The sequence below is a fragment of the Bacillus vallismortis genome, from assembly GCF_040784915.1.
Taxonomy (GTDB): domain Bacteria; phylum Bacillota; class Bacilli; order Bacillales; family Bacillaceae; genus Bacillus; species Bacillus subtilis_G.
In genome coordinates, this window is record NZ_CP160797.1 from 2,876,928 (window position 1) to 2,901,412 (window position 24,485).

General features: G+C 44.5%; 25 protein-coding genes, 1 tRNA gene, 1 riboswitch and 1 other annotated feature (1 of these 28 only partly in view). Of the genes, 4 read left to right on the forward strand and 22 right to left on the reverse strand.

Going from position 1 to position 24,485, the window contains the following annotated elements:
- Positions 1–4: a binding site (T-box leader), on the reverse strand (it extends 244 nt beyond the left edge of the window).
- 425 nt (positions 5–429) lie between these two features.
- Both ABZM97_RS14175 and ABZM97_RS14180 read left to right on the forward strand, forming a co-directional pair.
- The gene (locus tag ABZM97_RS14175) at positions 430–756 is read left to right on the forward strand and encodes a hypothetical protein (RefSeq protein WP_087992345.1); all 327 of its coding nucleotides are present in this window, start codon (positions 430–432) and stop codon (positions 754–756) included.
- Between the two features lie 181 nt (positions 757–937).
- On the forward strand, positions 938–1,393 hold the full coding sequence (locus tag ABZM97_RS14180) for a GNAT family N-acetyltransferase (RefSeq protein ID WP_087992347.1): 456 nt from the start codon (positions 938–940) through the stop codon (positions 1,391–1,393).
- A gap of 158 nt (positions 1,394–1,551) precedes the next feature.
- Here ABZM97_RS14180 and ABZM97_RS14185 read toward each other — a convergent pair whose 3' ends face one another.
- Positions 1,552–2,802 carry a DUF1668 domain-containing protein gene (locus ABZM97_RS14185; RefSeq protein ID WP_087992348.1) on the reverse strand — a complete coding sequence of 417 codons (1,251 nt, stop codon included), beginning with the start codon at positions 2,800–2,802 and terminating at the stop codon, positions 1,552–1,554.
- Positions 2,803–3,027: 225 nt separating this feature from the next.
- Here ABZM97_RS14185 and ABZM97_RS14190 point away from each other — a divergent pair, with 225 nt between their 5' ends.
- Positions 3,028–3,852 carry a YsnF/AvaK domain-containing protein gene (locus tag ABZM97_RS14190; protein ID WP_087992350.1) on the forward strand — a complete coding sequence of 275 codons (825 nt, stop codon included), beginning with the start codon at positions 3,028–3,030 and terminating at the stop codon, positions 3,850–3,852.
- Between the two features lie 64 nt (positions 3,853–3,916).
- Here ABZM97_RS14190 and ABZM97_RS14195 read toward each other — a convergent pair.
- The 12 genes from ABZM97_RS14195 to sdhC all read right to left on the reverse strand — a co-directional run bounded on the left by ABZM97_RS14195 (position 3,917) and on the right by sdhC (position 12,840).
- A tRNA-Arg gene (locus ABZM97_RS14195) sits at positions 3,917–3,990 on the reverse strand.
- Between the two features lie 130 nt (positions 3,991–4,120).
- A complete protein-coding gene (locus ABZM97_RS14200; RefSeq protein ID WP_367386895.1) occupies positions 4,121–4,630 on the reverse strand; it encodes a YfcE family phosphodiesterase in 510 nt (169 codons plus the stop codon).
- 15 nt (positions 4,631–4,645) lie between these two features.
- A complete protein-coding gene (locus ABZM97_RS14205; protein ID WP_367386896.1) occupies positions 4,646–5,242 on the reverse strand; it encodes an XTP/dITP diphosphatase in 597 nt (198 codons plus the stop codon).
- 12 nt (positions 5,243–5,254) lie between these two features.
- The gene (rph, locus tag ABZM97_RS14210; RefSeq protein WP_253268458.1) at positions 5,255–5,992 is read right to left on the reverse strand and encodes a ribonuclease PH; all 738 of its coding nucleotides are present in this window, start codon (positions 5,990–5,992) and stop codon (positions 5,255–5,257) included.
- Positions 5,993–6,102: 110 nt separating this feature from the next.
- Entirely contained in the window at positions 6,103–7,203 is a 1,101-nt protein-coding gene (gene gerM, locus ABZM97_RS14215; RefSeq protein WP_087992354.1) for a spore germination protein GerM, read from the reverse strand.
- Between the two features lie 115 nt (positions 7,204–7,318).
- Entirely contained in the window at positions 7,319–8,137 is an 819-nt protein-coding gene (gene racE, locus ABZM97_RS14220; protein ID WP_087992355.1) for a glutamate racemase, read from the reverse strand.
- Positions 8,138–8,144: 7 nt separating this feature from the next.
- Positions 8,145–8,585, reverse strand: a complete 441-nt coding sequence (locus ABZM97_RS14225; RefSeq protein WP_003222521.1) for a MarR family winged helix-turn-helix transcriptional regulator — start codon at positions 8,583–8,585, stop codon at positions 8,145–8,147.
- A 248-nt stretch (positions 8,586–8,833) separates the two neighbouring features.
- Positions 8,834–9,058 carry a spore germination transcription factor GerE gene (gerE, locus tag ABZM97_RS14230; protein WP_003184172.1) on the reverse strand — a complete coding sequence of 75 codons (225 nt, stop codon included), beginning with the start codon at positions 9,056–9,058 and terminating at the stop codon, positions 8,834–8,836.
- Between the two features lie 115 nt (positions 9,059–9,173).
- Positions 9,174–9,617: a thioesterase family protein gene (locus ABZM97_RS14235; RefSeq protein ID WP_289347830.1), complete on the reverse strand. Its 444-nt coding sequence runs from the start codon at positions 9,615–9,617 to the stop codon at positions 9,174–9,176.
- A gap of 56 nt (positions 9,618–9,673) precedes the next feature.
- Positions 9,674–10,435, reverse strand: coding sequence for a succinate dehydrogenase iron-sulfur subunit (gene sdhB, locus ABZM97_RS14240; protein ID WP_087992358.1), 762 nt, complete (start codon positions 10,433–10,435; stop codon positions 9,674–9,676).
- 2 nt (positions 10,436–10,437) lie between these two features.
- Positions 10,438–12,198 (reverse strand): succinate dehydrogenase flavoprotein subunit, encoded by a 1,761-nt coding sequence (gene sdhA / locus ABZM97_RS14245; protein WP_087992359.1) that lies wholly within the window; start codon positions 12,196–12,198, stop codon positions 10,438–10,440.
- Between the two features lie 33 nt (positions 12,199–12,231).
- Positions 12,232–12,840, reverse strand: a complete 609-nt coding sequence (gene sdhC / locus ABZM97_RS14250) for a succinate dehydrogenase cytochrome B558 (RefSeq protein WP_003222512.1) — start codon at positions 12,838–12,840, stop codon at positions 12,232–12,234.
- A 292-nt stretch (positions 12,841–13,132) separates the two neighbouring features.
- On the opposite strand from sdhC, the gene ABZM97_RS14255 reads away from it, so the two are divergent.
- The gene (locus ABZM97_RS14255) at positions 13,133–13,579 is read left to right on the forward strand and encodes a YslB family protein (RefSeq protein WP_087992360.1); all 447 of its coding nucleotides are present in this window, start codon (positions 13,133–13,135) and stop codon (positions 13,577–13,579) included.
- A gap of 38 nt (positions 13,580–13,617) precedes the next feature.
- On the opposite strand, the gene ABZM97_RS14260 is transcribed toward ABZM97_RS14255, so the two are convergent.
- The 9 genes from ABZM97_RS14260 to ABZM97_RS14300 all read right to left on the reverse strand — a co-directional run bounded on the left by ABZM97_RS14260 (position 13,618) and on the right by ABZM97_RS14300 (position 24,442).
- Positions 13,618–14,847, reverse strand: a complete 1,230-nt coding sequence (locus ABZM97_RS14260; protein ID WP_367386897.1) for an aspartate kinase — start codon at positions 14,845–14,847, stop codon at positions 13,618–13,620.
- Between the two features lie 127 nt (positions 14,848–14,974).
- A riboswitch (Lysine riboswitch) is annotated at positions 14,975–15,153 on the reverse strand.
- 64 nt (positions 15,154–15,217) lie between these two features.
- Positions 15,218–16,990 (reverse strand): excinuclease ABC subunit UvrC, encoded by a 1,773-nt coding sequence (uvrC, locus tag ABZM97_RS14265; protein ID WP_253268459.1) that lies wholly within the window; start codon positions 16,988–16,990, stop codon positions 15,218–15,220.
- A 135-nt stretch (positions 16,991–17,125) separates the two neighbouring features.
- Complete coding sequence (gene trxA, locus ABZM97_RS14270) at positions 17,126–17,440, reverse strand: thioredoxin (protein ID WP_087992363.1); 315 nt, start codon at positions 17,438–17,440, stop codon at positions 17,126–17,128.
- Between the two features lie 324 nt (positions 17,441–17,764).
- Positions 17,765–19,252 (reverse strand): alpha-L-arabinofuranosidase AbfB, encoded by a 1,488-nt coding sequence (gene abfB / locus ABZM97_RS14275; protein ID WP_253268460.1) that lies wholly within the window; start codon positions 19,250–19,252, stop codon positions 17,765–17,767.
- A gap of 214 nt (positions 19,253–19,466) precedes the next feature.
- Positions 19,467–20,444 (reverse strand): electron transfer flavoprotein subunit alpha, encoded by a 978-nt coding sequence (gene etfA / locus ABZM97_RS14280; RefSeq protein WP_087992365.1) that lies wholly within the window; start codon positions 20,442–20,444, stop codon positions 19,467–19,469.
- Positions 20,445–20,479: 35 nt separating this feature from the next.
- The gene (etfB, locus tag ABZM97_RS14285; protein ID WP_087992366.1) at positions 20,480–21,253 is read right to left on the reverse strand and encodes an electron transfer flavoprotein subunit beta; all 774 of its coding nucleotides are present in this window, start codon (positions 21,251–21,253) and stop codon (positions 20,480–20,482) included.
- A gap of 14 nt (positions 21,254–21,267) precedes the next feature.
- Positions 21,268–22,044: an enoyl-CoA hydratase gene (locus ABZM97_RS14290; RefSeq protein WP_087992367.1), complete on the reverse strand. Its 777-nt coding sequence runs from the start codon at positions 22,042–22,044 to the stop codon at positions 21,268–21,270.
- 14 nt (positions 22,045–22,058) lie between these two features.
- On the reverse strand, positions 22,059–22,643 hold the full coding sequence (gene fadR / locus ABZM97_RS14295) for a fatty acid metabolism transcriptional regulator FadR (RefSeq protein WP_202326993.1): 585 nt from the start codon (positions 22,641–22,643) through the stop codon (positions 22,059–22,061).
- A 110-nt stretch (positions 22,644–22,753) separates the two neighbouring features.
- Entirely contained in the window at positions 22,754–24,442 is a 1,689-nt protein-coding gene (locus ABZM97_RS14300) for an AMP-binding protein (RefSeq protein WP_202326985.1), read from the reverse strand.
- Positions 24,443–24,485: the final 43 nt, after the last annotated feature.

The following is a 24,485-nucleotide window of genomic DNA, read 5'->3' on the forward strand; positions in this document are numbered from 1 at the left end:
TTCATATTCAGTCTCCGGAACAGCTTTTCAGCTGTTCAAGAAGGTCGTTTGTTTTTTCATTTTTCAGCATCACATTGCGATCATTTTCGCTTGTGAAGCTTGCGTTTATCTTTTGTTGAACTCATATTACGCCGCTTTGGACGCAGTGTCAACAGCATTTTTTAAAATTATTAGACAATTTTGATTAATCAATCTATATTGTATACGCTTTCATTATTGGCGCATAAGGAATTGTAACTATTAAAAGTTTTTATAATTTTTTTATTAATCTAATAAGAATACAACAGAATTTTTCAATCTGATAGAAAACTGTCATAAAATATGACGCGCTATCGTTTTTGATGGAATATATGTATGAAAGATCGGATAGGCACTTCCATTATTCCTCCGGCATACATTGGTGGTATCTTGTAAAGAAAAGGTGATACGATGAATAAATCATTAGCTGACATGCAAGGGTTCCCAGCGGGCTTTCCCACCTTTCCGCAGCCATATTATCCGACAGCTCCTTCCTTTTATCAGCAAAACGACCAGCCTTTTGGAGGCTATGGATACGGACAGCCGTACAGTCAGGCGTACAGCCCGATAAGCACCCCCTCTGCCATGTACTCCTCATTCCCATACGCATCCGGATTTTATGGGCAGCCATTTGCAGGCGCAGGCTATAGCGGCCACGGGGTAGGTTTCAGTATCCCGGCGACGCACGCCGGCGGATTCAGCAGAGCACCTGGCGCTCACGGAGGGTTTCGATATTAAAGCCGAATATTGTTTTCGGCCTCTTTTTTTTGCCTTGAAACGCCTTTCACAAATCAAATCATTCCAAAAATGATTCATACCGGCAGATTTTCTGTCTTTCTATTTGGAAAAAAGACGGAATATGATTATGATGAAATGAAATATGTTCTGATAACCTGCAAGTTTTTGAGGAGGAATAGAATTGCTTATAAAAATAGATAATGTAACTGGACACGAAGTGATCTCATTTGTGAATGAGCATTTACATAGCATGACGCTCATGTCCCCGCCAGAAAGCATCCATGCCTTAGATGCAGAAAGGCTGAGAGGGCCTGAAATGACATTTTGGAGCGCATGGGAGGGCAATGAACTAGCCGGCTGCGGAGCGCTTAAAGAACTGGACAGCCGGCATGGAGAAATCAAATCAATGCGCACGTCTGCATCCCATTTAAGAAAAGGGGTTGCCAAACAAATTCTCCAACACATCCTAGAGGAGGCTAGAGAGCGGGGTTATGAGAGGGTAAGCTTAGAAACAGGTTCAATGGCTTCATTTAAGCCGGCAAGAAAATTGTATGAAAGCTTCGGCTTTCAGTACTGTGAACCGTTTGCCGACTATGTTGAAGATCCGAACAGTGTGTTTATGACGAAGAAGCTGTGAACATTTTTTGGGATAGATAAGTGCAGAGGTAATCCCTATTATTTCTTTTGCATCAATTCCCTGTTAAAATTCAATAGAGCAGAAAAAAACCAGAACAAAATCGGTTATTGCTTTATCATACAAAAAACCATCCAGCACTGGATGGTTTTTTGTATGAGTTATTTATATTTATTCACTTCATACATCAAAATGTTTTTAAACACAACATAATCCTTTTTACTTTCAAAAGGCCCTTTGTTATTGTCATGCTCATCTATTTCATAAAAGCCTGGTCCCTCTCCCGCATCACGCTGCTTATACCATTTGAGGAATCCGTTTACTTCTTTCATGGACAGCTGATACTCTTTTTGCAAACCATTTACCATGGTGATAACTAGGAGAGCGTCTCCGTCTTCTGTTGCTGAATGATCCTCAGAAGGGGTTGTTGATCCTTTATCTTTATCTCCCGAATTGTCTTCAGAAGGTATGTTTAAATCCTTTAATGAAATTGACATAACTGATTTAAAATTAGAGGATGCATTCCCAGTAAAACTGGATGTTTCCTCTCTTCCACCGATTACGTAAAGAGTATCATCGATAATGGCAGAAGAATGAGCCATTCTATATGGAGCTTTAGGATTAGTTACTCCTATAACCGATTGACTTTTAGGATCATACACCCTAATTCGAGTTACACCTCCTGTCATCAGTATTTTTCCTTTATAAACAAGTGCAGAATAATATCCTGCTCTGAATCCCTTACCATTTTTTGTCCAGCTATCATTTTCTGGATCATAGACATAAACAATTCGACCAATGTATTGCGTTCCGCCAAGGATATATAATTTATTATCGATTACTGCTGTAATACCCGCATAGATTTCATCATTTAACTTTTGTTTTTTCTCCCATTTCTTCGTTTCGAGATCATAACTGTAAGTCGTTGCATATTTTGTATTTTCATAGGCTACAACGTAAATTTTCTTTCCAATAGCTTCTGCATAAATTCTATAAGCTGGAACTTTTTTTTCAAAGGGGAGATCATCCGATTTTTCCCACGTATCTTTTTTTGGATCATATACTTCTACTGTCTTTACAACCCCATCGTTTGACATTCCACCCATGACATAAATTTTACCGTCAACTGTAACAGTCGCAGCTCCTCCTCTCTCTGTTGGCATGTCGGCTTTTTTTGTCCATTCATTCGTTTTAGGATCATAGACAAACGTTTGGTTCCCATAAGTACCTTGTTTTTGCATCCCGCCACCAATCACGTATATCTTTCCATCTACTACGCTGCTGCTTGCGCCCACACGCGCCTCAGGCAAATCTGCTCTTTCTTTCCATTTAACTGTTTCCGCGCTAACTGTTTGAAGCGATTGAAACAGCGTAATAACGAATAAGAAAAAAACAATGAACCATTTTTTCAAAAGAAAACACTCCCTTTATTTAATTGTTTCACATAACAAATATCGGCACAGCTTTGATTTTTTTCATATTATTTCCGGAATATTCATTTTTCAGGAAATTCATATAATAACAGGTTTGTTACTGAAAAACTTCGGATGCTTTCAATTTTGTTTATTTCAAAGATCAGCGGGAATTAAAAACGACATGAACGATAAAATGCAAAATTGATAAAGGAGGAGATTAATATGAAAAGCATAGTTGGTGTATACGAAACGCCGCAGGAAACCATTGCAGCGATTGAAGGCTTAATAACAAAAGGTTTTGATTCTGACGATATTTCGGTTGTGACAAGCCGGCGAGATACAGATTATCTTGAGTCACGGACAGGAACAGAAGTCAATCAAGCCGTCGGTGCACATGAGGATGAATCCGAATCATTTTTTGATAAGCTGAAAGATTATTTTACAATGGATGATACTGCCGCACACAGCAAGACATTATCAGATTTGGATATTACGACTGGCGAAATAGAAAATTATCAAGAGGATCTGGATGAAGGAAAACTCCTTGTGGCTGTTGATACAGATGCAGAAGTCAATCCACCTATTGATAACGGCAATGCTCTTTCAGGCGGCTTTTCAAGCACAAACGACATGGCGGATTATACAACGAAAGAAGAAAAAACAATGCCGCTGAGGGAAGAACAACTGAAAGTCGATAAGGAAGACGTTCAAACTGGAGAAGTAGAGATTGGAAAAGAAGTGAAAACAGAACAAAGAGATATGGACATCCCGGTGAGACGCGATGAAATTTATGTTGAACGCCGCCCAGTGGATGAAAATACAGCGGACGCTTCTCCCGTCAATGATTCGGAAGAGATCAGAGTACCAATCGTTGAGGAGAAACTGGAAGTGACTAAAAAACCGGTTGTCACTGATGAAGTGGTTGTCGGAAAACGGACTGTCGAAGAGAATGAGCATATTTCCGACACCGTGAAAAAAGAAGAGCCTCGTCTCAATAAAGAAGGAAAAGTTGACGGCTTGGATGATGATACGTTAAATCACAAATAAAAGATCATAAACCAACAACAAAAAACCTCAAATCCTTAAAGGATTTGAGGTTTTTCTTTTGGTACGTCCCAGGAGAGATTCGAACTCCCGACCGACGGCTTAGAAGGCCGTTGCTCTATCCAGCTGAGCTACTGGGACACGTTTTGTGTTTTCGTTTTTCGCTTTAACTATCAGCGACAAGATTTATTATATATGGGATAAAGCAATAAGTCAACGGTTTTTTAGAATTTTTTTCATGAGGAAGAAATATTTCTTCCTCATGACATTTTCATAGTGGGACACGGTTTTGCAGATCGTCAATTTCATGGCCTGCTTGGTCGTAAAAACGCACTGTTGCGGCGTCATTTTCTAAAGTCAGTATAGCATAGCTTTCTGTCCTGCGCACCCTTGGAAGGCGGATGCTGCCTGGATTAATCATTAGTTTTCCGCGCAGCACTTCGCTTCCCGCGATGTGCGAATGCCCGAAACAAATAATATCCGCTCCGAGCTCCTCTGCACGATAGTATACGTTTAACAAGGTCTGTTTTATACCGTGAAGGTGGCCGTGTGTGACCAGTATTTTTTTTGACCCGGCATTCAGAAGAAGCTCGTCCTTAAAATCGCCTGTAAAATCGCAATTTCCTTTTACAACCTTATAAGGATCCAATGCCGGATGCCCGGTTTCGAGTTCAGAGTCTCCGCAATGAATCATGAGATCAACTTCCGCTTCATGCCGTTTCGCGATGGTTTGGAGTTCTTCTTCAAGCCCATGGCTGTCACTGATAATCAGCACGTTCATGTACAAGCTTCCTCCTTATGCCTCTAAAAGCTTCGACAGCTTTTTAAGCGCGTCAGCCCTGTGGCTGATTTTATTTTTTTCATCACTTGTCAGTTCGGCCATTGTCTGATCTTTATCTTTTACGATAAAGATCGGGTCATAGCCAAAACCGTATTCTCCTCTCGGCTCTTCAGCGATATACCCCTCAACATGACCTTCGACTGTTTTTGTTTCCTCACCGGGGTTACTCACAGCCAGCGCGCATCGGAAACGGGCCGTGCGCTGTTCTTTTTCGATTCCTTTCAGTTCGCCGAGCACTTTATCGATATTTGCCTGATCGTCTTTCTGTTCCCCTGCATAGCGGGCGGAATAAACGCCGGGTCGGCCCCCAAGATTATCGATGGACAGACCCGAGTCGTCCGCAATCACCATTTTGTTCACTGCTTTGGCAACAGCTTCTGCTTTGAGAATAGCATTTTCTTCAAACGTATGGCCTGTTTCTTCGATTTCTTCTGTGTATCCGATTTCAGCTAACGATTTGACATCATAGCCTTTTGGCTCAAGGATTTCTTTAAATTCCTTCACTTTTCCCGGATTATGTGTCGCAATAATTGCTTCTTTCATTATGTTCAAGCCTTTCTGTACTTATTTCAGTTCTGGCAGAGAATCACCCAGCACTTCTTTTTGCTTGTCAATCAGTTCATGAATGCCTTTTTCCGCAAGACCGAGAAGACCGTTCAGATCATCCCGTGAAAAAGTCGCCTCTTCCCCGGTTCCCTGCAGCTCCACAAAGCGGCCGCCGCCTGTCATAATGACATTCATATCAACTTCAGCGGAAGAATCTTCTTCATAATTTAAATCTAACAAAATTCCCTGTTCCTTATCAATTCCGACAGAAATCGCAGCAAGAAAATCAGTAATCGGATTTGCCTTGATCGTTCCCGCTTTGAGCAGCTTGCCAATCGCAATTGCCATGGCTAGAAATGCTCCTGTAATAGAAGCAGTTCTTGTTCCGCCATCAGCCTGAATGACATCGCAGTCAATCCAAATCGTACGTTCACCGAGCTTGTCTAAATCTACGACTGCCCGAAGCGCGCGGCCGATCAGGCGCTGGATCTCCATTGTTCTGCCGGTAACTTTCCCCTTAGAAGACTCTCTGATTGTTCTTTGGTTTGTTGCCCGCGGCAGCATGCTGTATTCAGCTGTAATCCAGCCTTTTCCCCCGCCCCGCAAAAACGGCGGCACGCGATCCTCAACAGACGCGTTGCAGATTACTTTTGTATTTCCCGCTGTTATTAGAACAGAACCTTCCGGATGGCTGATAAAATCCAAATCAAATGTGATTGGACGCAGCTCATCATGTTGTCTTCCGTCATGTCTCATGTTTTACCTCCGATTGTATGTACATAAACCATTTTTGTTCCGGAATTGAATAAAGAAAGAGGCAGCCGGAACGCTAACCTCTTTCTTTCTAGTATATCAAAAATTTCAATTTAAAAACTACCCGTATTCACTTGAGATGGTCTGGAGACCGGTTCAGTGAGCTTTTCGCCTTTTTCATTTACAAGCTCTGATTTCCCGTTTACTTTGACGGAAACGCTTTTTACATTCGGCTGCTCCGTTAACGTCAGCACAATGCTGTTCAGCACTTCTGAAGAAATCATTTTTGTCTTTTCATCAGCGCTGCCGAATATGGATTGATTGAAATCTAACGTCACGCGTCCGTCTTTGATTTTCGGCTTACTGACCAGCTTTACGTCATCACTGAAATCTGTTAACAGCCCGCTCACTTTGCTTGGGCCTTTAGCCAATTCGTTGATCGCTGCAGAAATATCATCTTTTTCAGTATTGTCGATCCGTTTCGTCACAGGCACATAGTACTCACTGTCTTCGTTTTCCGCCAAATAATAAACGGTGAGCGGATGTGTTGCGGTAAGATCATTTACGCCCGATGTTTCCATATTAATCCCGTCTTTACGGCTTAAATCATCTGAGATCGGCGTGCCCCCTACAGGCATCTCCTTCAATTCATGGCCGTTTATTCTCAGCTTCACTTTATCTATCGAACTGAATTGCGTAAGCGTCCACGTCACGGATTGAACAATTTTCTGTTCGTCTTCTTTCTTATAATTTTTAAATTCATTAGAGAAGTCGGCGATTGCAGTTCCATCTTTTTTGATGTCAACGTTAACGGTTGTGTCAGCCGGCAATACGGCTCTGAAGCCATTCGGAAGAATTTCTGACACAGGTCCGCCCTGAACGAGGTATTCAAGCGCCTGCTTGGCCGTGCCTTCACTTTTTGGAAGAGGCAGCGTTTGCGCAACGACATACCCGTTTTTATCAATGAGATAAAGCTCCCTCATGATTGTAGATGCGGCTTGATCCGCTTTGGCGGTATCGTTTTTTTCACTTTCTGTTTTTTCGGCTGCTGTTGTATTTGAATCGGCCCCCGCTTCATCGTTCACGTATGTAACGTCTTGAGGCGGATCAATTTCCTCGCCTGCCTTATCAGATTGAAACAAACCGCATCCGGATAAAAGCAGGGCAGAGGTGAGACAAGTGGCACCAATGACTGCAGGTCCTTTTTTCAGCATACTTTTCCCTCCTAAGGCTGTTTGTACTATTATGTATACGAGCCCTTATCAGGAAATAGACCGAAGAATTCCGGCAAAACAGAAAAAACCCGCAACATAACGTTGCGGGGCAAAGCTATTTTCTAATCGGTTCTTGCAGTGAAGTGCATTCCACATGGCCCACCTCATGGCCAAACCAGTCATTTGCGATTTTCGCAAACTGATCACGTGCTCCTGTTGTTAGGAACTGATGATCCGGAACAATCGGAGACTGGTTCAGCAGCCCTTTATATGAGAGAATCGTGCTGACTTCCCTTGCTGTTTCATCGCCGGACGAAATAATGTTTACGTGCTCTCCCATATATCTCTGAATGGATTCTTTTAAAATAGGATAGTGGGTGCAGCCTAAAATCAGTGAATCAATCGATGTGTCTTTTAACGGATACAGGGATGTTTTGACAATCTCGTCTGCTGTCTTGTCAAGAAACTTTCCGCTTTCTACAAAAGGCACAAGCAGCGGGCAGGCAAGGTTCTCAACCTTCAGGTCAGAATTTAATGCCAAAAGCGCCTCTTCGTACGCATTGCTCTTAATTGTATTCTCTGTGCCGATGACTCCGATATGCTGATTTTCCGTCACTTTTATCGCTGCTCTCGCACCCGGCTGGATCACTCCGACCACTGGTATACCGACGCTTCGCTGGATGTCTTCCAATGCGATCGCTGTTGCTGTGTTGCAGGCGATCACGAGCATTTTAATGTGGTGGTTTTCGAGTAAATAATTCGTCAGCTCCCACGTATATTGAAGCACTTCTTCTTCAGGACGCGGCCCGTATGGACACCGTTTCGTATCCCCGACGTAGATAATATTTTCTTTTGGTAGCTGTCTCATGATTTCCTTTGCAACGGTTAAACCGCCAACCCCGGAATCAATGACTCCTATTGGTTGCCCCAACAAAATCGCCTCATTTTCTCTTCATTTCATGCTGCAGTTTCATCAATGATTTTTCGAAGATGGCTATTTCTTCATCTGTAAACGTTTCGAACATATCACGCAGATATTCCTGCCTTTTTGTAATGACCTCTTGAATAATCCGTTCTCCTTCAGGCAGAAGATGTATCCGGACCACACGTCTGTCCGCCGGGTCCTTGACCCGCTCGACAAGCTCATTTTTTTGCATGCGGTCGATTAAATCCGTTGTCGTGCTGCATGCCAGATACATTTTGCCCGATAGTTCGCCGATTGTCATATCTCCTAGTTCATAAAGCCATTGCAGGCCGACAAATTGCGGCGGCGTAATTGCATATTGGTTAAGGATTTCTCGTCCTTTTTGCTTAATGATCGCGGCAATGTGGCGGAGTGACTTTTCAATATCCGCAACATGCTCCAAAGGTTTTGATGTCATTTGTCCATCCCTCACTCAAGGATCTCTTACGCACAAAAGCGTTCCGTGTCTATTTTCCTTCTTTTTTGAAGAAAATGCAAGACTCGCGCGAGAGAATTAGAGGACTTTAGGCAAACAACATCAAATAGCAAAAACTGTTTTAAGCTTTGCCATCCAAGTTTTGCATAGCATTCCAAATATGGTTTCAAACGTTCCAAACAAACAGCAATAACCGGCTCCTTCCTGAAAAGAAGGAATACCGGCAAGGATTAAAGCTCTAGCTCACCCATTCTAAGAAGCTCAACAACGGCTTGCGAACGCCCTTTCACACCCAATTTCTGCATGGCATTTGAAATATGGTTTCGAACGGTTTTCTCACTGATAAATAGCTCGCTTGCAATCTCCTTTGTTGTCTTATCTTGAACGAGCAATTCGAACACTTCTCTTTCTCTTTTCGTTAGCAGCGGCTTCGATTGAAATTCTTTCTCCTTCAAGTATTGTAACCCTCCTTGCTAAGGTGAGAGCGAATCAGAAACGAATGGGTTTTGATATAGTCAAGATATCTTATGTAAGAAGGGCACAGGAGGTGACGTTTACAAGAGAATTAGTTTATGGTGTATGGAGGAGCGTTTCTTTCTCCTCATCCGTCCAGCTGACAGTCTTGCCGCTTTCCTTTGAAACTTGGACCATCACAACTGCTCCGGTGAAGCAGGGCTCGCCTTCCCGATTTTCTCCGAGATAATGCAAGGTAAGGGATGAGCTGCCGACGGCGCTTGTTTTCACATAGATACGCAGCTCTTCATAAGGCATGACTTGGCGCAGATAATCGCATTGCTGGCTTGCCACGACCGTCATAGTCTGTTTGTTTTGATTCATCATATTCAGCTTTTTAAAATAAGAAATCCGCGCCTCCTCAAAGTATATAAAAGGCGTTACATTATTCATATGTCCAAACATGTCCGTCTCGGAAAATCGCACGGATACTTCATTAAAAAAAGAAAAGGACGTCTTCCATTGTTGAAACGGCATATCAATATAAGCGGGAAGCTTCATCTTTACTCATCTCCTTATTAAAAAAACCTCTCCCATGCGGAAGAGGTTTTTTCTTCTTATACTCTGTCGCTTCCGAAGAAATTGCGGAACGCTTGTAAGTTTGTATCTCTATTTAAGGCTGCAATCGAAGTGGTGAGCGGGATGCCTTTCGGGCAAGATTGAACGCAGTTTTGCGAGTTGCCGCAATCTCCAAGGCCGCCTTCATCCATCAGTGCGTCTAACCGCTCAGATTTATTCATGGCGCCTGTCGGATGTGCGTTAAACAGGCGGACTTGAGACATCGGTGCCGGCCCCATGAACTTCGATTTGCTGTTCACATTCGGGCAGGCTTCGAGGCAGACGCCGCACGTCATGCATTTTGATAATTCATATGCCCATTGACGGCGTTTTTCCGGCATTCTCGGCCCCGGTCCCAAATCGTGCGTACCGTCAATCGGTATCCACGCTTTTACTTTTTTCAATGAATCAAACATTCTGCTCCGGTCAACCTGCAAATCACGCACGACCGGGAACGTTTTCATTGGTTTTAAGCGGATCGGCTGTTCAAGCTGGTCGATAAGCGCCGTACAAGACTGGCGCGGCTTTCCGTTTATGACCATTGAACATGCGCCGCACACTTCTTCAAGACAGTTCATGTCCCATGTAACAGGGGTTGTCTTTTCACCTTTAACGTTAACCGGATTCCTGCGTATTTCCATCAAAGCGGAAATGACGTTTAGGTTCGGGCGGTATGGAACCTCAAATTCTTCATCGTAAGGCGTGCTGTCGGTTGTATCTTGCCGTGTGATAATAAATCGTATGGTTTTTTGTTCACTCATGATTATTTCGCCACCTTCTTCTTCGAGTAATCCCGTTTCCGAGGCGTTATCAGTGATACATCGACATCCTGATACTCAAATTCTGGCGCTTCATACGGGCTTACATGTTTAGCCATTGTTGTTTTGAGCCATTCATCATCATTACGTTCAGGATAATCCGGTTTATAATGGGCGCCCCTGCTTTCATTGCGGTTGTAAGCGCCAAGGGTAACCACCCTCGCAAGCTGAAGCATGTTCGAGAACTGGCGTGTGAACATCGCCCCCTGATTGCTCCATTTTGTCGTATCATTGATGTTAATCTTTTTAAATCGCTCCATTAATTCCTGAATTTTGTCATCCGTTTTCAAAAGCTTATCGTTATGGCGGACAACCGTTACGTTTGCCGTCATCCACTCACCGAGCTCTTTGTGAAGGACATAGGCATTTTCGGTTCCGTCCATGCTCATAATGTCAGCCCATTTTTCTTCTTCTTTTTTGACGTGAGCGTCGAATAAAGAGGAAGACATGTCTTCTGCTGAAGATTCTAAGCCATTTACATATTTCACGGCATTCGGTCCGGCCACCATTCCCCCGTATATCGCGGAGAGCAGGGAGTTCGCTCCCAAACGGTTGCCGCCGTGCATAGAGTAATCACATTCCCCAGCCGCAAACAGTCCCGGGATGTTTGTCATTTGATTGTAATCCACCCATAAACCGCCCATTGAGTAATGAACCGCCGGGAAGATTTTCATTGGAAGCTTCCGCGGGTCATCTCCCATGAACTTCTCATAAATTTCAATGATGCCGCCGAGCTTAATGTCAAGCTCTTTGGGATCTTTATGGGACAGATCAAGATACACCATGTTTTCACCATTAATGCCGAGCTTCTGGTTGACACACACATCAAATATTTCGCGTGTCGCTATATCACGCGGCACCAAGTTTCCGTAAGCTGGGTATTTTTCTTCCAGGAAATACCACGGTTTCCCGTCTTTATATGTCCACACGCGTCCGCCTTCACCGCGCGCCGATTCACTCATCAGTCTTAGTTTGTCATCGCCCGGTATGGCTGTCGGGTGAATTTGAATGAATTCTCCGTTTGCATAATACGCTCCCTGCTGATAAACGATCGACGCAGCAGATCCTGTATTAATCATGGAGTTGGTCGATTTTCCAAAAATGATCCCCGGTCCGCCCGTCGCCATGATGACAGCGTCTGAACGGAAGGATTCAATTTGCATGTTTGTCAGGTTTTGCGCAACAATTCCGCGGCAGGTTCTGTCATCATCCAATACAGCGCCAAGGAATTCCCAGCCTTCGTATTTTGTAACCAGACCCGCAACTTCGTATCTGCGCACTTGCTCGTCCAGTGCGTAAAGCAGCTGCTGTCCCGTTGTCGCACCCGCATAAGCTGTTCTGTGGTGCTGTGTACCCCCGAATCGGCGGAAATCCAGCAGGCCCTCAGGCGTCCGGTTAAACATGACGCCCATCCGGTCTAATAAGTGGATGATAGAAGGCGCTGCGTCACACATCGCTTTGACCGGCGGCTGGTTCGCAAGAAAGTCTCCCCCGTATACAGTGTCATCAAAATGCTCCCACGGAGAGTCGCCTTCCCCTTTTGTGTTGACCGCTCCGTTTATGCCGCCTTGCGCGCAAACCGAATGAGAACGTTTGACAGGAACGATGGAAAAAAGCTTAACCGCCATTCCTGATTCCGCTGCTTTAATTGTCGCCATGAGGCCGGCAAGACCCCCGCCGACTACGATAATGCTTGATTGACTCATGATAGCCCCTCTCCCTCTAGTAATCTAGTACTCTTATACAAATGCGAAAATCGCTTTTAAGCCTACGTATGACAGTGCAACAAAAATAATCAGCGTAACGTATGTCGAAATTCTTTGAGAACGAGGCGTTACCGTAATGCCCCATGTAACAGCGAAAGACCATAAACCGTTCGAGAAGTGGAAAATTGTTGATAAAACACCGACAATGTAGAAGCCAAGCATAGCCGGAGAGCTCAAAATATTCGCCATCATGTCGAAATTGACCTCAGCGCCCATTTGTGCTGCAATACGGGTTTCCCACACATGCCAACTGACGAAAATGAGGGTGATGATACCGGTTACACGCTGCAGGACGAAGAGCCAATTTCTCATATAGCTGTATTGACCTGCGTTATTTTTTGCAGTAAACGCTATGTACACACCATAAACTGCATGATAAATTAATGGTAAGAAGATAATAAAAATTTCCAATGCATACCTGAAAGGCAGACTATCCATAAAATGAGCAGCACTATTGAATGCTTCAGCGCCCCTTGCGGCAAACTGGTTGACGACTAAATGCTGAATGAGAAAGATGCCGACCGGTATGACGCCAAGCAAGGAATGCAATCTTCGAAAATAAAACTCTCTGTTCCCAGACATTACTTTACCCCCTGTTTGATAAGTGCGAAATGTGCTAAATCTCTTCCCCCACTTCTTTCAATTGTAAGCACTTTATTAAGATTTATTGACAATTTCATTTTACTCCTCCCTCAAAAGGGCGTCAAGAAAACGCGTACATAAATTACAATTTTCCGAATTAATTAGTTGATTTAAAAATTTTATTTTATCAATATATATTTCTCCCTTAATTTTTCATAAGAATTACAGGATCATTCTGTAATCCTCCCCCCTCTTTGGGCTATAATATACGAAGGAGAGAGGGGAGACAGCTATGAAGTCTAAATTTGAAGGATCTATTGACAATCTAAAAGAAATTGAAATGAACGCCTATGCCTACGAACTAATACGAGAGATCGTTCTCCCAGATATGCTTGGCCAAGATTACTCTTCCATGATGTATTGGGCAGGGAAACATCTCGCCCGTAAGTTTCCTCTTGAATCATGGGAGGAATTTCCGGCCTTCTTTGAAGAAGCGGGCTGGGGAACCCTCACTAACACAAGCGCTAAAAAACAGGAGCTTGAATTTGAACTTGAAGGGCCGATCATTTCCAACCGCCTTAAACATCAGAAAGAACCATGCTTTCAGCTTGAAGCTGGTTTTATCGCTGAACAAATTCAATTGATGAATGACCAGATTGCCGAATCATATGAACAAGTGAAAAAGAGAGCCGATAAAGTGGTTCTGACTGTGAAATGGGATATGAAAGACCCTGTGTAACCAAAAAGGCGGTGACTGCATAGTCCCGCCTTTTTTGATTACACAGCTGAAGGGTGTTTTGAAAGCTCAAATGCATCGTGCAGCGCTTCGACCGCTTTCACCATGTCATTTTCGCTTACGACTGTTGACACTTTGATTTCAGATGTGCTAACCATCTTGATTAAAATGTTTTTTTCCGCCAGTACAGCAAACATTTCAGCCGCTACACCAGGATTTGATACCATACCTGATCCGACAATGGATACTTTAGCCAGCTTGCTTTCTGTCTCGATTTTCTCAAATTCCAGCGCGCCTTTGTACTCTTCAAGCACCTCAACAGTCTGGTCCGCGTCTTCAGATTTAACAGAGAAGGAAATCCCGGCATCATGGTCTCCCGCCTGCGTTTGGATAATGATATCCACGTTAATATTTCTTTTGGCAAGCGTTGTAAAAATGGTAGACAAAGTGGTTAGGCCGCTTGTCAGCCCGTAGATTGTTACCCTTGTGATTTGATCTTCGAACGCAATGCCTCTGACAATTAAATTCTGCTCCATGGATGATTCCTCCTCAATTAATGTCCCCGCTTCTGTTTCTGTACTTGAACGCACTTCTAACGGCAATTGGTAATTTTTCGCGAATTCAACAGCTCTCGGATGAAGAACGCCGGCGCCTAAATTGGCAAGCTCAAGCATTTCATCGTATGAGATTCCGGCAAGCTTTCTCGCTGATTTCACATACCGCGGATCGGTTGTAAACACGCCGGTCACGTCGGTGTATATGTCACATTTATCCGCTTTTAATGCGGCAGCCAAAGCGACCGCTGTTGTGTCTGAACCGCCCCGGCCCAATGTCGTGATTTCACAATCCTCCGTCATGCCTTGGAATCCCGCGACAATCACAACCTTTCCTTGCTCAAGCTGGTCTGCTAAAACTGTAGTGTCGATATCTGTAATTCTGGCGTTTCCGTGTACGGATTCCGTGCGGATTCCCGCCTGCCAGCCAGTATAGGACACCGCGTCATAGCCTTTTTCCTGCAGCGCCATTGAAAGCAGGGAAATCGTGACCTGTTCGCCTGTCGCCAGCAGCATATCCATTTCGCGTTTGCTCGGCTGATCGGTGATGTCTTTTGCAAGGCTGACCAATGCGTCAGTCGATTTCCCCATAGCTGAAACGACTACGACGACTTGATGGCCTTTCTGTTTTTCCGCGATGACGCGGTTTGCCGCATTATTAATTTTTTCGACTGAGCCGACGGAAGTACCTCCGAATTTTTGTACGATTAGACCCATGAATGACCACCCTTTACATTTTGGTTCGTGCGGGTGAGGAGAAAGAGCGCTTTGTCCATAATAAAAAAAGCAATGAGAGGAATTTGCTCTCATTGCTTATCAATTAATCATCATGAATGATTATGAACAACGAGATAGCCCTCCAAGAAAATGATTTCTTGACAGCCTTACATTTATTCAATGCACGGCCAGCAAATAACACCGATGGGATTTTATTTGCTTCGGCGACCTCCCCTTTCAGCCTTTTTCACGGAATCCATCTTTCTCCAAAGGCTTACTCTTGAAGTTCGCACCTCTATCTTCACCATATAACACGATCTAACTATGAAATTAGTTCACATTTTATCAGATCTTTTTTAAAAGGACAACATTATTTTTGCAATTTGTCGTAAAGGAGCTGAGCCGCCGCTGCGGGAACACCCGCTTTTTTGAGGTCCTCAAGGCTTGCTTCCTTCATTTTTTTAACAGAACCGAAATGCTTTAACAGCATTTTCTTTCTTTTCTCTCCGATACCCGGAATGTCGTCCAATACGGATTGAAACGCGCTTTTACCGCGGATTTGCCTGTGAAAGCTGATCGCGAACCGGTGCACCTCGTCCTGAATGCGCTGCAGAAGATAAAATTCCTGGCTGTTTCGTTCCAGATACACCGCCTCCAGCGGATCCCCGATGAGTAAATTTGAGGTTCTGTGTTTTTCGTCTTTCGCTAAACCGGCAATGGGAATATCAAGACCGAGTTCATTTTCAATGACATCTCTTGCAGCGTTGATCTGCCCTTTTCCTCCGTCAATGATGATCAGATCAGGCAGCGGCAGGTTTTCTCGAAGCACTCTTGAATAACGCCTTCTGACGACCTCTCTCATTGAGCCGTAATCATCCGGGCCTGTAACGGTTTTGATTTTATATTTGCGGTATTCCCTTTTGTTCGGTTTGCCGTCGATAAACACGATCATCGCGGAAACCGGGTTTGTCCCCTGTATGTTTGAGTTATCAAACGCTTCGATTCTGTGAGGCGTATAAATATTCAAGGCTTCACCGAGCTTCTGCACAGCCCCGATTGAGCGCTCCTCATCCCGTTCGATTAAGGAGAATTTTTCTTTCAGCGCGATTTTCGCATTTTTATGGGCCAGCATGAGCAGTTCTTTTTTCGGGCCTTTTTTCGGCTGGTGGACGTTTGTTTCCAGCAGCTGCTCAATTATGGATTGATCTACGCTGTCCGGAACTAAAATTTCCTTTGGAAGGAAATGGTTGTTTTTTGAATAGAACTGCCCGATGAACGTAAGGAACTCTTCATCAGCTTCCTGATAGAGCGGGAACATGCTGACATCGCGTTCAATGAGCTTTCCTTGCCGGATGAAAAAGACCTGTACGCACATCCAGCCCTTATCGTATGCGTAAGCGAATACGTCACGGTCGACTAAATCGTTCATCGTCATTTTTTGTTTTTCCATCGTTGAGTCAATATGGGCCATTTGGTCGCGAAGCTCTTTTGCCCTTTCAAACTCAAGATTCTCCGCAGCCTCATGCATTTTCTCTTCAAGCTCTTTTTTGACATCATTATAGCCGCCCTTTAAGAATCGGGTAATGCTTTCAACCAGCTCTCTGTTCGTCTCTTCGGAAATATCCTTTACGCAAGGAGCGAGACATTGGCCCAGATGATAGTAAAGGCACACTCTGTCCGGCAGTTTGGAGCATTTTCTGAGAGGATACAGACGGTCGAGCAGTTTTTTTGTTTCCCTTGCTGCTTGCACATTCGGGTACGGCCCAAAATAGCGCCCTTTGTCTTTTTTGACATTGCGGGTGACAACCAGCCTTGGATGGCGTTCGTGGGTGAGTTTTATAAAAGGGTAGGTTTTATCGTCTTTCAGCATGACATTGTATTTCGGATCATGCTTTTTGATCAAATTCATTTCTAAAATAAGCGCTTCGAGATTAGAGGACGTCACGATATATTCAAAATCCTCGATTTCCGTCACAAGCCTTTGTGTTTTCGCATCGTGAGAACCGGTGAAGTAGGAGCGCACTCTGTTTTTCAGCACTTTCGCTTTTCCTACGTAGATCACAGTCTGCTGTCGGTCCTTCATCAGATAACATCCGGGCTGATCAGGAAGGAGGGCGAGTTTTTCTTTCAGTTGTTTGTTCATATGTTACCCTTCCTTATATTTAGTCCTTTGTTTCCAGTTTAACACGAACGTTTGTTTTTCTCTATGATTCACAATTGACGAATAAAAAAAGCGATCCCTCAATCGGAATCGCTCTGGCATGTAAGCAGCCGTAAATTAAAGATGTTTGTTTACAAGCTCTTGAAGCGCTTCTTTCGGTTTGAAGCCGACAGAAGTTTCAACAACTTCTCCGTCTTTTAACACAAGAAGTGTCGGGATGCTCATAACGCCGTATTTTCCGGCTGTTTCTTGGTTTTCATCCACATCGATTTTTACGATTTTCAGTTTGTCTCCCATTTCTTGATCCAGTTCTTCAAGAACAGGCGCAATCATTTTACAAGGTCCGCACCAAGGAGCCCAGAAGTCAGCCAGTACGACGCCTTCGCTTGTTTCAGCTGGGAAAGATTGATCAGTTGCTTTTACGATAGCCATTATTGAATTCCTCCAATTGTGAATGATGATTTTTAGTATAGCATCTCCCATTCGTTCACGCTATTTTAATGCTTACAAATTATTTTTTCCTGAGCACAATTGGTTTACTCATTTTTATCTGGATTGAATGGGATATGTCACTTTTATTAAAACACGAATCTGATAATTGCCCCGATCACTACAATAGCCCCGATGATCATTAGAATTGTACGAAGCATAAGCTAACATCTCCTCTTCACTGTCATGTACTTTACCATGCCCTCCCGGAGCTGTTTTAAAACCTGAAAAAGAGCGCCGGCATGAAGCTCCGGCGCTCTCGCGCGATTAAGAATCCGCACGCAGCGTGAGTAAGACGACCGACATGGGCGGCAGTTTTACTTTCAGTTTGTTTTTGTTGAGGGTATATCGGCTGAAAGATTCCGGTTTGACGTGATGAGGATCGTCAAACGTGTTATGCGCATTCATTTTTTCTGCCGTGAGAATGAATCCGGAATGGTCCGTAGTCTTGTTAAGACCTCTCAGCTCAATTTCGGCCTCCGCTTTGTTTTGATGGTCGATGTTGCAAATCGTGATATTGATATCACCTTCCGCATGTTTCGTTGCTGAAATACTGATTTGCGGCAGCGTTTCCCCCTTCCATTCATAGGCAGCGGAGGTTGTTTCAGTGTCTAAAAGAGAAGCATTCTGGTGTACCTTAAACATATCAAATACATGGTACGTCGGTGTCAAAAGCATCCGCTCTCCCTCAGTCAAAATCATCGCTTGAAGAACGTTTACCGTTTGGGCGATGTTGGTCATTTGCACCCTGCGGCAATGCTGATGGAAAATGTGGAAATGAGAAGCCGCGACCAGTGCATCACGAATGGTGTTTTGCTGATAAAGGAATCCAGGGTTCGTGCCTGGCTCAGGATCAAACCACGTGCCCCATTCGTCAATAATCAGCCCGACCCGCTGCTCCGGGTCGTACCGGTCCATAATCGTACCGTGTTTTTGAATCAATTCATCGATGTATTTGGCTTTTTTCATCGTAATGAACCATTCATCCTCCGTGAATTCTGTCGCTGATCCTTTGCCCTTCCAGAAATCACCCGGAATCGTGTAATAATGAAGGCTCAATCCGTCCATCAGGCCGGCGGCTTTTTTCATGAGCACGTCCGTCCAATTAAAGTCATCTACATTTGCACCGCCTGCAATTTTATAGATTTCATTGCCGCTGTAATTGCGGACATAGGTTTGAAAACGTCGGTACAGATCAGCATAGTATTCAGGGTGCATGTTTCCGCCGCAACCCCAGTTTTCATTGCCCACACCGAAATATTTCAGCTTCCAGGGCTCCTCTCTTCCATTTTGTATTCTCCAGTCTGACATCGGCGTGCCTGCATCAAACGTCATATACTCGATCCATTCCTCCATTTCCTGAACGGTTCCGCTTCCGACATTTCCGCAAATATAAGGCTCGCATTCAAGCAGCTCGCAAAGCATCATAAATTCATGCGTTCCGAATTCATTTGATTCAACTGTTCCGCCCCAGTGCGTGTTAAGCATCGTCTTTCGGTCACCGACACCGTTTGCCCAATGGTATTCGTCCGCAAAACACCCGCCCGGCCATCTGAGGACGGGAATGTGAAGCTGCTTGAGCGCTTCCAGCACATCCTTTCGTATTCCGTTTATATTGGGAATGCTTGAGTCCGATCCGACCCAAATCCCCTCATAAATCCCTCTTCCTAAATGCTCCGCAAAATGACCGTATATATTTTTGTTAATGGTTCCTTTTACAATATCTGTCTGGATCACTGCTTGATGTTTAGACATGCCTGATCATTCCTTTCATACGAATATGAAAAGCACCACAGTCAAATATGTGATCTGTCTTTTGTCTGAGGAGTCAGCATGAATGTAAGCGCTTTTAAAGTAACCATATTATATATGTTCGTACATGTCAACGATATTTTTCGTTATATATTTATTTGTACGTATGTATTTAAACATATAAAAAACCCCGAACTTCAGCAGTCCGGGGTTTCCTTTACGAGTGAATATTTAATTGTTTGAATTCCTCAGTTAATAATGGAACCACTTCAAATAAATCTCCTATGATGCCATAATCCGCTATTTTAAAAATATCGGCTTCAGGATCTTTATTGATGGCGACAATGACCTTGCTGTTTGACATGCCGGCTAAATGCTGGATGGCGCCGGAAATGCCGCAGGCGATGTACAAATCCGGGGTGACGACTTTCCCGGTCTGTCCGATCTGGAGAGCGTAATCGCAATAGTCAGCGTCGCACGCCCCGCGAGAGGCTCCGACTGCGGCTCCCAGCACCTCGGCAAGCTCCTGCAGCGGCTGAAATCCTTCCTTGCTTTTGACTCCGCGGCCGCCCGCAACGATAATTTTGGCTTCGGAGAGATCAACGCCGTCCGCTGTTTTTTTCACGATCTCTTGGATAACGGTGCGGAGGTCAGTAAGAGAAACATCAACGCTTTCAATACTCCCCGACCTGCCGGCGTCTATTTCTGAAGCTTGAATGTTATTGGGACGAATCGTTGCAAAAATCATGGGATCGGTTGAAATCACACGTTCAAATGCTTTTCCCGAGTAAATCGGCCTTGTGAATACGACATTTTCTCCGGTAACGCTTACATCTGTAGCATCAGAAATTAAGCTTGTTTGCAGCCGGGCCGCAAGTTTTGGTGAGAGATCCTTGCCCATTGCCGTGTGCCCGCATATGACCGAATCGGGCTTTTCTTGGTCAATAATGACCCTCATGACCTGGCTGTATCCGTCTGCCGTATAGGCTTTCAGCTTCGGATCCTCGGCTGTGAGAACTTTATCTGCTCCGTAATGGATAAGCTCCTGTGCAATGTTTTGTACATTTTCTCCGATGAGAACACCGATGACTTCTCCATCGCCTGAAATGGTTCTTCCTGCAGCTAATGCTTCAAAGGTGACATTCCGCAATTCTCCATCGCGAATTTCTCCGAGTACGATCACTTTTTTTCCCATTCTAACATCCCCCTGTTTCTTTGAATGTCCAAGCTTTATATGACTTTAGCTTCGCTGCGGAGCAATGAGACGAGCTCTTTTGCCTGTTCGGCAGGATCACCTTGGAGAAGCTTCCCGGCTTCTTTTTTCGGCGGCAGAAAACGTTCAATGGTTTTCATTTTTGGTTCGGCATCCTCTTCGTCAAGATCAAGATCATCAAGCTCTAGCTCTTCAAGTGGTTTTTTCTTGGCCTTCATAATGCCCGGAAGCGATGGGTAACGCGGTTCGTTTAAACCCTGCTGAGCTGTGACAAGCAATGGAAGTGTGGTTTTGATTTTCTCAACATCCCCTTCGACGTCCCTTTCTGCTTCTGCATCAGTGCCATTGATTTCGAGTTTGGTGATCGTAGTGATGCACGGAATATCCAGCAGCTCGGCAAGCCGAGGCGCGACTTGTCCTGATCCTCCGTCAATGGCAACATTTCCGCCGAGAATTAAATCAAAATCTTGATCCTTCATATAGTGGTATAAAACTTGAGAAATGGAATATTGGTCGGGTTCTTCAAGATCATCTTCTATGTTGATTAAAACGGCTTGGTCACATCCCATGGCAAGCGCCGTACGCAATTCCTTTTCCGCTTCTTCACCGCCGACAGTGACGGCAGTGATCGTGCCGCCGTGCTTTTCCTTCAGCTGGATGGCTTCTTCTATCGCGTACTCGTCGTATGGATTAATGATCCATTCCGCTCCGTCATCCTGAATCTTTCCTGCTTCAATGACGATTTTTTCTTCTGTGTCAAACGTCCGTTTCATCAGTACAAATAGATTCATGATCATATCCCCTTTTATTCGCCTTTGAACTGAGGCTTTCTTTTTTCGAGAAATGCCTGGATGCCTTCTTTGGCGTCCTCTGACTCAAATGCTTCTCCAAACCGCTTTGCTTCAAGCTTTAAGCTGCCATCATAGGAATAAACCTTGTTTGAATAAAGAAGCTCAAGCAGAGATGCCAGCGTTTGCGGGCTTTTTTGCGCAAACTTAGCGGCAAGCGCATTTGCTTTTTCAAGCACTTCTGCTTCATCCTTTGCTCCAATTGAAACAAGTCCGAGATCAAGCGCTTCTTTTCCGGATATCGGTTCTCCTGATCCAATGAGCTCTAATGCTTTAGCTATACCTATATATCTCGGAAGACGCTGTGTTCCCGCAAAACCCGGAATGATACCGAGGTTAAGTTCCGGGAGCCCCAGCTTGGCATCTTCTGCGGCGATTCTGATATGACACGCCATCGCAAGCTCAAGACCGCCGCCAAGTGCAGCACCGTGAATCGCTGCGATAATCGGTTTAGAGAAGCCTTCAATTCTTTCCATCAGCTGCTGGCCGCGCTCAGCCAGCTCTGAGGAATCCTCATTGCCTTTTAGCGATGTAAATTCTTTAATATCAGCGCCCGCTGAGAAAAATCTTCCCTCACCGTGAATGATAATGCTTCGTACGCCTGCATCTGTCTCACATTGATCTAGACAGGAGGAGAGCTCTTCTAAAATTCGGCTGGAAAGCGCATTTGCCGGCGGATTGTGAATCGTCAAAACTGCCACAAATTGATCAACTGCCAGTGATATTGCATTCATAGGACAGAACTCCTTTACTTATTGTGAATTCCGGACACCAACAATTCTAAAACGCTGTCTGATAAGGCAGCTATATCGTACTTTTGGTCATTCATAACCCAAGTTGTCACGGTTTCGTCAATCGTTCCAAAAATCATCTGCCGGGCGAGGCGGACATCGAGGCCGTCTTTTAATTCGCCTGATTGTATGCCTTCCGTCAAAATGCCCTCTAAAATAGTTAAGTAGCCCTTTAATATTTCATTGATCTTCTGGCGCAGCTCCAAGTTGGACTGGCGGAGCTCAAGCTGAGTGACGATCGCGAGATTATGGTCATCCGCCAAAAGGGAAAAATGCTTTGAAATCACAAGCGCTAATTTCTCTTTGGCTGTCTCCTTGTCTTTTATGTCCTCTTCCATCCGCTCAATAAATTGGCCCATTTTTTCTTTAAAAAGAGAAATTAAAATGTCTTCTTTGTTTTTGAAATAGAGATAGATGGTGCCGTCCGCTACTCCGGCTTGTTTGGCGATTTTGGATACCTGTGACTGGTGGTAGCCGTTTTCCGCAATGACTTCTACTGCTGCATCAATAATCTGCATATACTTTGGCCGTTTTTGCTTCAAAGTTCATCGTTCCTTCCTATTGAAATGAATGACTATTCATTCATAATTTCATGATAAGGAGGATTTTCGACTTTGTCAAGTTTATTCATAGGTGTTCTCTTTTTCTTATGTCATGAGTTATTGATATGATGATTTTCGGCATCTTCTTCAAGTAAACGCCTTCTTAAAATTTTTCCTACCGCCGTTTTTGGCAGCTCTTTTCTGAATTCATAGGCTTTCGGCACCTTGTAGGGAGCGAGGCGGGATCTGGCAAAAGCGTCCAGTTCTTCTGCATCGGCTTTTGCGTCTTTCTTCAACACGACAAATGCTTTTACTGTTTCCCCCCTGTAGGAATCCGGCACACCTGCAACGACAATTTCCCGGATGGCTTCATGTTCATAAAGCGCTTCTTCTACTTCACGCGGGTAAATATTATAGCCGCCGGCGATGATGATGTCCTTCTTCCTGTCGGCAATATAGAAAAAGCCCTCTTCATCCATATAGCCCATGTCTCCGGTGAACAGCCAGCCATCTCTCAGTACAGCGGCGGTTTCCTCCGGTTTGTTCCAATATCCTTTCATCACTTGCGGCCCTTTAACAATGATTTCTCCATGCTCATACGGAGCGGCAAACCCATCCGTCTCTTCAGAATAGATCGCGGCGTCCGTACTCGGCCAAGGACAGCCGATACTGCCGGGCTTGTTCTTCCCCCAGATAAAATTGGCGTGCGTCACAGGGGATGCCTCAGACAAACCATAGCCTTCCACAAGCTTTCCGTCAGTCACCTTTTCAAATTTCTGCTTTACCTCAACAGGGAGTGCGGCTGATCCGCTAAGACAGCTTTTAATGGATGACAGATCATATTGCTGTAATTCGGGGTGATGCAAAAGGCCAATGTAAATCGTCGGTGCGCCTGGAAAGAGCGTCGGTTTTTGTTTGTCGATGGTTTTAAGCGTTTCGAGCGGGTCGAACTTAGGAAGAAGAATCATTTCGAAGCCTTGCTTCATCGAATAATTCATCACTGCCGTCAGTCCGTAAACGTGAAAAAACGGTACGATGGCAAGCACTTTTTCAGCACCTTCCTTTACATCGTACATCCAAGCCGCGCACATTTCGGTATTGGCCAAGATATTCCGGTGCGTGAGCATGACCCCTTTTGGAGCCCCCGTTGTTCCTCCGGTATACTGGAGAACAGCAATATCATGCTCAGGCTCGATCTTTGGGATTGTCAGGAGCTCCATTTTTTCCTGTTTCACGCTGGAGGCGAACGTGTGAATGTGATCTTTTTTGTCAAAATCAATTTGTACTTTTTGTTTTTGCGTCAGTGGATAAAGAATATTTTTCGGAAAAGGCAAATAGTCTTTTATGCTGGTTACTAAAATCTGATCCACTATTGATAACGTTTTCATTTTTATCGCCTTCGGAAAAAGCAAATCTAAGGTGATGATCACGCTTGCCTCAGCATCTCTCAGCTGGTATTCAAGCTCGCGCTCGGTATAGAGCGGGTTCGTCTGGACCACGATACCGCCGGCAAACAAGACGCCATAATAAGAAATGACTGATTGCGGGCAATTGGGCAGCATGACAGCCACTCTGTCTCCTTTTTGCAGGCCATTGGACTGTAAAAAAGCTGCGAGTTTAAGCGCATCCGTCAGAATGTCATGAAAGGTGAGTTTTTTTCCATAAAAAGATACGGCGGTTTTGTCAGGGAATCGTGCGGCGGAGTCTGTCAGGATGGATTGCAGGGTTTGGTTCGGCAACGGAAGCTCATGCGGGATATTGTCAGGATACTCGGCAAGCCACGGCTTTTGAGACTGCATAAAACCTCCCCTTTCGGTTTTAGAGTTCCACCCTATCATTATA